This window comes from Paenibacillus sp. Marseille-Q7038, assembly GCF_965111595.1.
Genome location: NZ_CBCOOM010000001.1, coordinates 1,199,796 through 1,212,540, shown reverse-complemented (window position 1 = coordinate 1,212,540; position 12,745 = coordinate 1,199,796). Strand labels below are relative to the sequence as shown.

The 12,745-nt window shown below is 41.4% G+C and carries 12 protein-coding genes; 6 read left to right on the top strand and 6 right to left on the bottom strand.

Annotated features, from left to right (window positions below; translation table 11 throughout):
• Nucleotides 1–87: 87 nt before the first annotated feature.
• From ACWPWY_RS05820 to ACWPWY_RS05795, 6 genes are all read left to right on the top strand, one after another.
• On the top strand, nt 88–1,548 hold the full coding sequence (locus tag ACWPWY_RS05820) for an ABC transporter permease (RefSeq protein ID WP_454190801.1): 1,461 nt from the start codon (nt 88–90) through the stop codon (nt 1,546–1,548).
• A gap of 13 nt (nt 1,549–1,561) precedes the next feature.
• Nucleotides 1,562–3,079, top strand: a complete 1,518-nt coding sequence (locus ACWPWY_RS05815; RefSeq protein ID WP_454190800.1) for an ABC transporter permease — start codon at nt 1,562–1,564, stop codon at nt 3,077–3,079.
• A 40-nt stretch (nt 3,080–3,119) separates the two neighbouring features.
• Nucleotides 3,120–4,940, top strand: coding sequence for an ABC transporter substrate-binding protein (locus ACWPWY_RS05810; protein WP_454190799.1), 1,821 nt, complete (start codon nt 3,120–3,122; stop codon nt 4,938–4,940).
• A gap of 434 nt (nt 4,941–5,374) precedes the next feature.
• Complete coding sequence (locus tag ACWPWY_RS05805; RefSeq protein ID WP_454190798.1) at nt 5,375–5,971, top strand: hypothetical protein; 597 nt, start codon at nt 5,375–5,377, stop codon at nt 5,969–5,971.
• Nucleotides 5,972–6,016: 45 nt separating this feature from the next.
• Complete coding sequence (locus ACWPWY_RS05800) at nt 6,017–6,640, top strand: DedA family protein (protein WP_454190797.1); 624 nt, start codon at nt 6,017–6,019, stop codon at nt 6,638–6,640.
• Between the two features lie 4 nt (nt 6,641–6,644).
• On the top strand, nt 6,645–7,883 hold the full coding sequence (locus ACWPWY_RS05795; protein WP_454190796.1) for a cytochrome P450: 1,239 nt from the start codon (nt 6,645–6,647) through the stop codon (nt 7,881–7,883).
• Between the two features lie 161 nt (nt 7,884–8,044).
• Here ACWPWY_RS05795 and thpD read toward each other — a convergent pair whose 3' ends face one another.
• Genes thpD through ehuD form a run of 6 tightly spaced genes read right to left on the bottom strand, consistent with a single transcriptional unit; the run spans nt 8,045 to nt 12,742 of the window.
• Complete coding sequence (thpD, locus tag ACWPWY_RS05790) at nt 8,045–8,953, bottom strand: ectoine hydroxylase (protein WP_454192811.1); 909 nt, start codon at nt 8,951–8,953, stop codon at nt 8,045–8,047.
• 13 nt (nt 8,954–8,966) lie between these two features.
• The gene (locus tag ACWPWY_RS05785; protein ID WP_454190795.1) at nt 8,967–9,359 is read right to left on the bottom strand and encodes an ectoine synthase; all 393 of its coding nucleotides are present in this window, start codon (nt 9,357–9,359) and stop codon (nt 8,967–8,969) included.
• A 3-nt stretch (nt 9,360–9,362) separates the two neighbouring features.
• The gene (gene ectB / locus ACWPWY_RS05780; protein ID WP_454190794.1) at nt 9,363–10,649 is read right to left on the bottom strand and encodes a diaminobutyrate--2-oxoglutarate transaminase; all 1,287 of its coding nucleotides are present in this window, start codon (nt 10,647–10,649) and stop codon (nt 9,363–9,365) included.
• Between the two features lie 17 nt (nt 10,650–10,666).
• Nucleotides 10,667–11,179, bottom strand: coding sequence for a diaminobutyrate acetyltransferase (gene ectA, locus ACWPWY_RS05775; RefSeq protein WP_454190793.1), 513 nt, complete (start codon nt 11,177–11,179; stop codon nt 10,667–10,669).
• A 42-nt stretch (nt 11,180–11,221) separates the two neighbouring features.
• Entirely contained in the window at nt 11,222–12,067 is an 846-nt protein-coding gene (ehuA, locus tag ACWPWY_RS05770) for an ectoine/hydroxyectoine ABC transporter ATP-binding protein EhuA (protein ID WP_454190792.1), read from the bottom strand.
• A gap of 12 nt (nt 12,068–12,079) precedes the next feature.
• Nucleotides 12,080–12,742: an ectoine/hydroxyectoine ABC transporter permease subunit EhuD gene (ehuD, locus tag ACWPWY_RS05765; protein ID WP_454190791.1), complete on the bottom strand. Its 663-nt coding sequence runs from the start codon at nt 12,740–12,742 to the stop codon at nt 12,080–12,082.
• Nucleotides 12,743–12,745 lie beyond the last annotated feature (3 nt).

The following is a 12,745-nucleotide window of genomic DNA, read 5'->3' as shown; positions in this document are numbered from 1 at the left end:
GAAATGATTGACTTTTTATACAGCGGTAAATAAAATATACTATATTGATCGGAATTATGCAATTTAAACCGAAAGGAGGTCAAAACCATGGAGATTGCGAGAAAAAAGCAGCCTGGTCCTACAACAGAGCGTTTCCGTCTATCGGACATCATTAGTGAAACTTACAAGAAGATAAGGGTTCGTCCTGCCTATTCGTTCTTTCTCTTTATTGTTGGATTTCCGGTTCATTTGTTTATTTTGTTTTACTATTTAGTACATCGTAATCGATCTATTTCCACTGAAATCAGAACACAAGTGCAAAAGGAATTGAGTGAAGCCAATGTCTATAATGCCTTAATAGAGCGGTACACTTTGCAGTTAGAACGTAAACATACCTTTTTCGATCAATCAGGGTCTCCTAAACAAATTCAAGAAACAGCAGAAAAGTGGGCGAACGATGCGATTCTAGAAAAAGAGGAAGAACTTTTACGACTCCGTCTTAATGAAAGGGGACTCGAGAAACCTTCCTACGATCAAACTTTTCAAACGCTTGTACATAACCCGCTGTTTCTAATCTTGTCTTTTCTTCCAGGCATTCTGATGTATATGGTAATTCTGCTCTACAGTAATCCGTATACCAAATATGTAATGGAACGTTTCGTAATGACGATCTTCGTTATTATGGGTGTCGTCGTTATTGTCTTCACTCTCCTTTACATGTCACCTTTTGATCCAGCTGCCAACATTCTTGGGGAAGGTGCAACAAAAGAGCAAATAGCGAACTTCAACCATATTTATGGACTGGATCAAGGCTATCTTAGTCAGCTGTGGAACAACATGAAAGGAATTGCTTTGTTTGATCTCGGAACTTCCTATACAGGGAATGAAGACGTTGCCGCAAGCATTGCACGTAAGTTTCCAATCACGCTGACACTTACACTCATCTCGCTCTTCTTTTCCGTACTTATTGCTATACCTGTTGGTATCATTTCGGCAACAAAACCAAATTCATTTTTTGATTACACGTTCATGTTTATCGCACTGCTTGGACTATCCATCCCTAACTTCTGGCAAGGGCTCATCTTTATTCTGAACTTTTCTATTAAATTGGGCTTACTGCCCGCTACCTACAGTCCAGAAAATACGGCTTCCATCATAATGCCGGTCGTTGTGCTCGGTACAGGACTTACGGCTGCTGTAGCTCGTATGACTAGATCATCTACCCTCGAAGTCATTCACGAAGATTATATTATTACAGCGAAAGCAAAAGGTCTTAGTCGCCGAGTTGTACTGTGGAGACATGCGGTAGGCAATGCCATTATTCCTATAATTACGGTGATTGGGCTTCAATTCGGAGGGATGCTCGGTGGAGCAGCGGTAACAGAGAAGGTATTCAACATTAGCGGAATTGGCAGTTACATCGTCGATAAGCAGTTTATTCCCGATATTCCCGGTATACTGGGCGGTGTTGTATACACGGCGATCACGATCTCCATTGTCAATGTTTTCATCGACATCTTGTATGCCTTCTTCGATCCTCGAATCAGGTCCAAGATGAAACAATATTAAAGCAGGTGCTGACATGTCTACTCTTACTAAACAAAAGACTCCTAGCATCGAAAAGAGTCAGCAGTTAAAATGGTCACCCGAGTATATGCAGTCTCAATTCATATGGGTTGTCTCATTATTGATAACTGTGGTTTTCCTTGCAAGCAGTTATGATTTTGCAAGTGCAACCTTTAAGCCTGCTCTATTCACTGTATTTGCAGTCTATGCACTGTTTACTTTGATTCAGATTCTGATTACTTGGTTTATTCGGCGGGATGTACTGACGTATGGCGAAGTTAGATCTGCGACGAGACGACTCGGTTATGTGCAAGTGTTATCGATCGCCACTGGTAATCTCTTTACTGCCATTTTTGGCTTGCATTTTATTAATAAGAAAACAACAAGCCAATATACACTCGCGATCTACTTGCTTGTAACCCAGATTTGTGTCATCGCTGTATCCTCACTAAACTTGTTTAAACCTTATGTGACGGATACCTTTTTACCATCCATGTTTGTTTTGATCGGCATAACTGTGTTTTATTTCATCACCTTAATCCTTGTCGCTGCGTTTGTGGACCGCCGCCAGGCTCCTAAATGGATGATCTACATCGCCATTCCGCTAATGTTAACAAGTATTACAGGCAACCTGTTTGCTTTATTACTTGGTCTTGACTTGATCTTCAAAATACGACAAACCCTGAAACCAAGGTCTGGTAACTGGGAACGAATTTGGAACAAAATCACACGCAATTACAGCTCTATGTTCGGACTTTTTTTCATCGTATTTATGTTCGCTATATCCGTGTCCAGCTACTTTACGTTCGACTACGATATGGCAGTCCAAAATAACTACAGTGCGATCCTCCAAACACCGAATCTTGCTTACCCGCTGGGTACAGATCATTTCGGTCGAGATTTATTTTCTCGTATTGTATTTGGAGCAAGGATCTCCCTCGTGGTTGGATTTATATCCACTTTAATTCCGGTTATTATAGGCGGAATACTTGGAGCATTTGCTGGTTATTATGGGCGCTATACCGACAACATCATCATGCGTCTGCTCGATGTGCTGTATGCCATTCCAGGTATACTGCTTGCGATTGCCATCATTGCAGCGTTTGGCGCAAATACAACGAATCTCATTCTTGCACTTAGTGTGGGCTCCATCCCTACTTATGCGAGAACGATGCGAGCAAATGTCCTCATGGTCTCCAATTTTGAATACGTTGATGCTGCACGAGCTTTTGGGTCGAGTAATCTATCCATTATTTTCAGACACATCGTACCAAATTCATTTGCACCGATGATTGTCAAATCAACCCTGACGATTGGCGGAGCCGTCATTGCAACCAGCAGTCTGAGTTACTTGGGGCTTGGCGTTGAACCGCATATTCCTGAATGGGGGAATATCCTCAAAGTCGGCAGCACGTATCTCGAATCGCATTCCTACCTGGCAATCTATCCAGGTCTTGCGATTGTAGCTCTTGTATTATCCTTTAATTTTCTAGGTGACGGACTTCGAGATGCACTCGATCCAAAACTTGATTAATTCGTAAAATATAAATTGATAAACTTAAGGAGGATTTCAATTGAAAAAAGCCCTTTTACCCCTGTTACTTGTCCTGATCTTGGTTATATCCGGCTGCAATGTAAGTACGAAATCCGATGTAGCAGGAGAAAGTGAACCTGCTGAGAATACGACTACCACGGATCTTCAGCCCGTTGATATTGAACTGTTAGCCATGAGCAGTAATGAATCCGATGTAAATATCATTCGGGATCAATTGATTAAAAACGGTTTTAATGTGAAACTAAATCTCCAGCCGGATTACGGCAGTTTCAAAGCACAAGAAGATGCAGGCAACTATGACATTTCACTGTCAGGCTGGACTACTGTCACGGGTAACCCAGACTATGCGGTCCGTTCCCTTTTCAAAACCGGCGGTGACTACAGTAAACTAGCTGATCCTAAGGTGGACCAACTCATTGACCAGGCAGCGACCGAAACACCTGAAGAGTATACAGAAACGTACAAGGAGCTCGAAGACTATCTTGTTTTTGATAAAGCGTACATTGCTCCACTCTATATTTCACTGAAAAGCCAAGGATTTAACAAAGATGTCTTACATCCAGATACGATTCGCTTGTCTAAATCACGTTCACAAGTATGGGAATCGATTCAGTTTAAGGATGCTTCCCAAAATACGACGAAACCGCTTCTCCTAACGCAGGCAGCTTCGACTCTAACTTCACTTGATCCCATTAAAGGGAATGACGGTTCGATCAACGCGATCAATACCAATATGTATGTTCGTCTTGTTAATCTAACGGATGATGACCAGATTACTTCCGAAGGTTCTCTTTCTTTGAATCATGGTATTGCTGATGGCAATTCTGACTATTACTTTGTTCTGCGTGATGATATCAATTTCGCGAAAATCACCGATAAAAAAGCGGAAGACTCCGGTGAACGTGTGGGTGCTGAGGATGTCATCTTCTCTCTAAACCGTGCCAAAGATCAAAATTCGGTACCAGATCACCGTACCTACTCCTTACATGAACATATTAAGGATGCTGAAATTGTTACTGATCTAGGCTCACTTGAATCCATCAAACAAGCGGGAACGGGAAATTCCATTATTGATGTGCTGAATCAAGATTTAGATCAGGGAATTACACAGCTCGTTAGTGATAAGGCACAAGCAGATAATAAATCGGGTAAATATCAAGTTGTGAAACTTACAACTACAGAACCTTTCCCGCAAGTATTGAACTATTTGGCTCACCAGTCTGCCGGGATTGTTTCTAAAAAACAGGTAGAAAGCATTAATACCTATGATGTAGCAAAATTTGACGTTAATAAAGATATCCCTTACGGAGATCAAAATACAGTAACAGAAGGAAGTTCTTACAATAATACGCTGTATGCAAGCGGTCCTTACATTTTGTCTTCCAAAAATGATTATGAAGCCGTATTTTATAAAAACCCAGGTTACATGACAGGTACGGAGAATGAGCCGAAGATTTCTACTGTTCAATTAAAATTCATTAAGGATCCTGACAATGCTTTATCTGCACTTCGCAGTGGAGAAATTCATATGTACTACGGCGTACCTGAAACCAAATATGATTTGGTGAAACAAGATAGTAAACTGCAATTGCAGACCCTCGAAAGCAATGGAGTCAGTTACTTATTATTTAATACAAAAGGCCGAGATGTTGCTGAGAGTGAAGATTTAAGAAAAGCCATCCTTTACTCCATTAATCAGGATGAAATTTTGTCCTTTTATAACAACAATAAATTTAAAGCAGTATCCACAGTTAGTCCCATCGTTAAAACCGGTAATGAGCTGGTTGCTGATCCTGCAAAAGTAAAAGAACATCTTGCTAAATACCAGGAAAGTAAGTAATTCTTGTACTACAGACAAAGATCCATTCCTTGTTGAAGGTGGATTTGTAATCATGTCCCCATTCTAGAGCTGCGTCTTTCGTTGTTGACATCGTCAAACACGGGAGGCGCTTTTTTATAAGAAAATAGTACTAGTAATATTTCAATAAAGTACTTATTATTAATTGGTGAAATGATACCCTCCGTCTGCTGTTAAGAAAATGTAAATTCCTACCCAGCATATGATTGCTAACATTCACGTATAACTGTAGTAAGCATCGCAGCTTTAAATATTACAAAATATGGGATAAAAACACAATCTTGTCACCTTCCTAGTCTTAAGACCAGGTTTCATATAGACTATAGTCAAGAGGTAGATTACTACCCTAGCATGTTTTATTTAGTTAGCTAGCAAGTTAGAATAAGGTAACGTTGTTTTTGGAGGGGAAAAGAAACATGTCAGCGAATAGAGTTGTATATATCGTTCTGACTTCGACAGGTACGTATTTATCAAAATTGATACAATTTTATACGAAAGCATCTCTTAATCATGCATCCATCGCATTTGACCCAGAGCTGAAAGAGGTATATAGTTTTGGACGTAAAAATGTAGCAAATCCTTTTCTGGCAGGCCTTGTCCGGGAAGATTACAGCTCCTCATTTTTTCATTCATCTCACTGCGCTATTTACACCTTAACAGTGACCTCTGAGCAGTATAATCAAATGCATCACCTTGTTCGGGACATGATGAAGAGACAGCATACATATAAATATCATCTTCTCGGCCTAATCGGAGTTATGCTCAACGTTGAACTCCGCAGGGAGAATGCTTATTTTTGCTCCCAATTTGTCTCTACTGTTCTAGGACATGGAGGAGCTTTGCCGGTACGTAAACCGGCCCATCTCGTTACACCCAGTGATTTTGAGAAAACAGAAATTCTGAAAGAAGTGTATCGAGGCAGTTTATGGGATTATACATGCCAGTCCAGTGAACGATCTGTTCGAACGAAGACAGCATCGATGGACCGAGTAAAGGCGCATATTATTTCATAGCCGTGTTGTATTTTGCAATATGGGCGGATAGGATGTCAATTAACGATGGTTTATGATTTTTTACTAGAATTTATTGATCATTTTGGATACATTGCTTTGTTTCTAGTATTGTGTTTGGGTCTTATCGGACTTCCGATTCCTAATGAGGTTGTTCTCATGACGGCAGGTACATTATCTGCTGCAGGAATACTCTTCTATCCTTTTGCTTATCTTGCCGTTAGCCTTGGAATCTGTTCAGCCATGACCTTCAGTTATGTGGTAGGTCGTTTTTTTATCAAGACAAGATTATTTCGAAGTATGCAGAAGTCAGCGAAAACCGAGCGTTATTTTACAATCTCGGAAAAATGGTTTGATAAATACGGTGGTTATGCCATCGGTATGAGTCTGTGTTTACCTTTTCTTCGTCATATCACGATGTACGTTGCGGGGATGAACAAGATGCCTTACCAAAAATTCGCTCTCTACGCCTACCCTTCTGCTTTTCTATGGACACTAGTCTATTTCTTATTAGGGATCGCCGTGAAAGATCAGATTATGGAAATTGGTACGATGATTGAACATTATGGAACGATTGTTGTTGTTGTCCTCATCGTATGCTTATTACTTTATTTACTATACCGATCATCTCGGAGTAAACAGCACCATAAAACCATTTCTGGGAGGAAATAACGCCTTGAAAAACATCAGTCAAGATCTCACTGAACAGGAGATTTCCGCTTTTTTCAATGCCTATGACCCATTAATTCATCAAGATCCGTACCCTTTTTATGCGAAAATGCTTCAAGATCATCCCGCTTATTATTTGAAAGAGCGAAACACTTGGATTATCTCAAAACATGAACATGTTCAGTTCATTCTAAAAAGTCCTACGTTTATTCGGGAGCGAAGCAGACTTGAAGCAGAACCGGTGGTTACGGATCCTCCTAGGTGGCGAAATATAAATGAGCTGGTGCAAGACTGGATGTTATTCCGTGATCCTCCGACTCATACACGGCTTCGGAGTCACGTTGCCTACGCATTTACTCCAAAAACACTGGAACAGAGCAAACCTCGAATTCTATCCATTGCTGAAAACTTAGCAGCAGATATGCGGAAGGAAACGAATCCTGAGGTCATTCATGATTTTGCTTTTCCTCTTCCCGTTATGGTCATAGCAGATATGCTTGGTGTGCCACAAGAAGATCGGAATATTTTCAAAAGATGGTCCAATTCTTTAGCCAGACTCCTTGACGTTACCTTCACTTCTGAAGAACAGCTGGATGAAGGCGATCTAGCTGCAGCAGAGATTCGTGACTACTTCCGTCAACAGGTAAAGGAGCGTCAAAAGAATCCAAAAGAAGATATCATAAGCGAACTCATTCATGTGGAAAATAAAGAGCACTTGTTGTCTGAAGAGGAACTCATCAATAACTGTATATTACTTCTCGTGGCTGGTCATGAAACAACGGTCAATCTGATCGGTAACGGAATGAAACTCTTTATTGAACACCCTGAATCTTACAAGCATTTGCATGATCAGCCAGAGCTGATTCCGTCTGCCGTAGAAGAAATCCTAAGGTATGAAAGTCCTGTCCAGTTTACCAATCGAACAGCTGGTGAGGACATTTTACTTGGCGATACGCTAATTCGACGCGGACAAGAAGTATTCGTTTCCCTAGGTGCAGCTAACCGAGATCCTGACGTTTTTAGTGATCCGAATCATTTCGATATTACGCGAAAGAAAAATCGGCATCTCTCGTTTGCCGCTGGACCCCATTTCTGTATCGGTGCTCCGCTGGCAAGACTAGAAGCGATCACCGCTTTTCAGGTATTGTTGAAACAGTACCCTGCCCTTAGGTTCTCCGGGCCCACACCAATATGGCGAAATCAAACTTTATTTCGCGGACTTGAAGCACTTCATGTAAAACTGTAATCATAAAAAGCGGATAGTCTGTTTCATAAGAGCTATCCGCTTTTTTCGTTTTTTTGAAACAAGGATTGCTTCTAGAAGATGATCAAGATATTCAGTAGCCCACAATATATAAAAAAGAAAAGATAGGCCCTATGATAAGGAGACCTATCTTTTAAGGAAGTTTATTTAGTTCCACGGTTAGCGATATAGCTTGGTCTTGCCTGTTGACCGGAATATGGCTGAACTAGCTTGTTCTCAACACTGTTATATACCATAAAAATGTTGCTACGAGGCAGAGGTGTGATATTACTATTCGAACCATGCATAATATTACAATCAAATAATACGATCGAACCTGCTTTACCGACAGGTGTATTAATTCCGCCTTCCTTTACCATACGAGTCAGGTTGTCATGGTCAGGGACTCCATATTCTTGCTTACGCAAGGAATCTTTGAAATGGTTATCTGGCGTCTTACCTACACAAGCCACGAACTCTTTATGGGATCCAGGGACAACCATAAGCGGCCCGTTGAAATGAAAGTTATCTTCGAGTGCAATAGAACAGCTTAATGCTCTCATTCGAGGCATACCGTCCTCCACATGCCACGTTTCAAAATCAGAATGCCAATAAAATTCTTTGCCCGTAAAACCCGGTTTATAATTAATACGCGATTGATGGATATACGTCTTGCTTCCAAGCAAATACTCCACAATACTAAGTAGTTTCGGGTCTTGAGATAGCTTCTGAAATACGGGCCTAGTCTCATGGATAGCAAAAACAGATCGCACTTCGCTGCCTTCAGGTTCTCGAATAATTTGGTCACTCTCCGATTGCCGGGCTGTAACCTGCAAATCTCGTGCTTCCTTTTGATAGTGGTTTAGTTCTTCTTGATTTAAAAAACTTTCTAGAAACAAGTACCCATGATGCTCATAAAAATCAGATTGTTCTTTCGTTACAGGTGAACTCGTATTCCATTCAGAGTGAACAACAGGGTCCTGTCTCTTCAAAATTCGAGGCTCTGCATGAATTCTTGAAGGATAGACGTCTACCTCTCTTTCTTGCAGTGTGGATACATGATTATTACTCATCATTATCTCTCCTTTACTTCGAAATTTGGGAAAGTAGCGGATATGTTCCTTCTTCATCATGAACTTCCGCACCGGTTAGTGGCGGATTAAACACACAGATCATTCGCATTTGAGACCGAGCCCTCAGATAATGCTTTTCATGTCCATCAAGGGCATACATCATTCCCGGAGATATTTGATATGTTTTCCCGCCGACAATTTCGATCTCACCTTCTCCTTCGATACAATACACAGCTTCAACATGATTTTTGTACCAGATCAGTGTCTCCGTTCCCGCTTTAATAAGTGTGTCATTCAAGGAAAAACCCATCTCATCTTTGGTAAGAAGCAACCTTCTCGAGTTCCATGTCGTGGTATCAATATCATCCTTCGTATGAACTATCTCTTCTAAATGTTTAACAATCATAATTCATCTCTCCTCTTCAGATAATTGTTCCAAACTACGCTCCAGTATTTTCAATCCTTCTTCTAATGTATCGATTTCAATGGTCAGTGGCGGCATGATCTTCGCTACTTCACTATGCGGACCTGATGTTTCCATGATCAGCCCATGATCGAAAGCGATTTCAGAGAGTCTTCCAGCGAGTTCCTGTCTTTCAAATGCAAAACCCTGTATTAGACCTCTGCCTCGAGTTTCACCACGAAACTCTGGATACTTCACTGGAATATCCTCCAAAACCTTGCGAATATACTTCGCTCTAATCTCTACGTCAAGCTGGAAGTCCTTCGTTTTCCAATAATTAAGTGCTTCGGTAGCCGCAATGAATCCTAGATTATTTCCTCGGAAAGTTCCGTTATGTTCGCCTGGTTCCCACACATCGATCTCTGGTTTCAATAATGTAATAGCCATTGGAAGTCCAAAGCCACCAATCGATTTCGATAGACATATAATATCCGGCTCGATACCGGCATCATCGAAGCTGAAAAACGGTCCTGTTCTACCACAGCCCATCTGAACATCATCAAGAATGAGTAAAATATCTCTTTCCTTACAAAGCTGCTCAAGACCCTTCAACCACTCTTGACTCGCAGAATTCAGTCCTCCCTCTCCTTGCAGAGCTTCTACGATAACAGCTGCTGGGATAGGCACACCGCTTCCAGGATCATCAAGTAGTTTCTTGATATATGCGAGTGTATCTACGTCTTTTCCATAGTAGCCGTCATAGGGCATAAATACAGAGTGAGTAAGAGCTATACCCGCTCCTTCCCGTTTAAAAGAGTTTCCTGTCACAGCGAGCGATCCGAGCGTCATGCCGTGAAACGCATTCGTAAACGAAAGAATTGTGGAACGTCCTGTAACTTTCCTTGCGATCTTCAGCGCAGCTTCTACCGCATTCGTTCCCGTTGGACCCGGAAACATTACCTTATGATTCCAGCCGCGCGGTTTCAGGATCACCTCCTGAAATTGAGTTAGAAATGTTTCTTTCGCATTTGTTGCCATATCAAGGCTATGTGTAATACCATCTTGCATCATATAGTCAATCAGCTTTCCGCGAATCTTCTCGTTATTATGGCCGTAGTTCAAAGCCCCTGCACCTGCAAAGAAATCAATATATTTATTTCCATTTCGATCCCACAATTGCGCGTTTTTTGCTTTCTCAAATACCGTCTGAAAGTTCCGGCAATAACTTCTCACTTCAGATTCAAGATCGTTAAACACATTAAGTTCTGGCAATTCTAAAAGTTGATTGTTCATAATACCCCTCCATTGGTTTACATTTGATTAATGATTGGTCCGATGACAAACCGTGGCTCATCCTCATGATTCGTTTGCTCTGGAAACATATCTGCACCATACCCCGCAGTAAAGGTACTCGGAATGGATCCTTCCTCAGCAAAGCTCAGGAATAACCGGTGCGATGCCTTATTCGAAGGTGAAATAGTCGCTTCAATAAAACGCACACCTTGGCACGCTTTTTGTTTCATAAGATACGTCAGCATGGTCTTTGCTATCCCTTGCTTTCGGCGCGTCGGAGCTACTGCAACCTGCCATACAAACAGCCGATCTTGATTACGAGGTGAACAAAATGCGGAAATAAATCCGATGATTTCCCCCTCATGTTCGGCAATTAGGCAAGTGTCACGGAAATGATCTCCAAGCAACATGTAACAGTAGGGTGAGTTTAGATCGAGCGTTTCTGTATCCCGAATGAGCTCCCATACGCTGGCACCGTCTTTTGCTATCGGTTTACGGTATATAAGCTCGGTTTCCGTGTTTACTGCCATCTTAATAATGTCCCCCTTTCTATATCTAATTTGTAACTCCTGTTAATTTCCTGAAGAACGGAAACGCTGCAGAAAGCTCTGTAATCGATCACTTTGCGGGTTATCAAATATCTCTTCCGGTGTTCCCTGTTCCACGATGAATCCATCTGCACCGAAAATCACTCGGTCTGCAATTTCTTTGGCAAATTCCATCTCATGTGTAATCAACATCATCGCCATCTCTCCTTCTTCAGCGATTTCGCGGATTACCTCCAGCACCTCACCCACAAGCTCTGGATCAAGGGCTGAAGTAACCTCGTCGAACACCATAACTTTCGGTCGCATTACAAGAGCTCTCGCAATAGCAACACGTTGTTTCTGTCCACCGGATAACTTGGATGGATACACCTTCAGCTTATCTTCTAGTCCAACCTTAGTAAGCATCGTAACTGCGCGTTCCTCTGCCTCTTCTTTGCTTAAGCCAAGTACTTTTCGTGGAGCTTCTGTCACATTACGCATCACATTCATATGGGGAAATAGATTAAAATGCTGAAACACCATACCTACATTGCTTCGCATTCGGTGCAGGTGCTTTTCGTTTGCGCGAACAATTCCACCCTTATGCTCCATATGCCACAGAAGCTCTCCATCTACTTCAATCTTTCCACTCGTCGGTTCTTCAAGTGTCATTAGCATACGTCCCATGGTTGTTTTGCCTGAGCCGCTTGGTCCAATAACAGCGACCTTTTCTCCCGGCTGGATTTCTAAATCAATACCTTTTAGAACTTCTACATTCCCAAATGATTTAGTCACATCTGTGTATTTCACAATAGGAGATGTATCCGGTAATTCTTGATTCATCTCTTGCGCAGAAACATCCATTTGCTCACGTTCAAATACCGTGTTCATATATTCCCCTCCTTATCTTCCTCTTTGTAGATTCATGCGTTTCTCCAACTGTTGCACGAGTAAGGAAGCGATATAACTAATAATGAAGAACAATATACCGACTAACGTATACGGCTCAAAAGCTCGGAAAGATAAAGAAACGATATTCTTAGCTGTGAGCATAAGCTCAACCAACGTAATTGCACATAAAATAGGTGTCTCTTTGAACATAACGATCAGATAATTTCCAAGTACCGGTATAATCGGTGGAATCGCTTGGGGTAAAATAATTTTCTTCCAGGTTTGAGATTTCGTATAATTCAGTGCTTTTGCAGCTTCCCATTGACCTTTTGGAACAGCCTCAATTCCAGAGCGATATACCTCTGAGAGGTATGTGCTGTAATGAAGCCCGAGTGCTATGACCCCAGTATAGAAAGCCGGAACGGAAATACCCACAAGTAACGGCAGACTGTAATAAAGAAAGAACACTTGAACTAGCAAAGGTGTATTACGTATGAACTCGATAACTCCTTTTGTCACTAACGATAGAAGTTTAAATCGACTTCGTGCCATAAAAGCGAGAAGTAAACCAACGAATAGTGCCAACACGAAAGCATAAATCGTAATCAATACCGTCATTTTTAATGCCCCAATTAACTGCGGCAAAATATCAAATACATAATTCCAATCCCACATTTG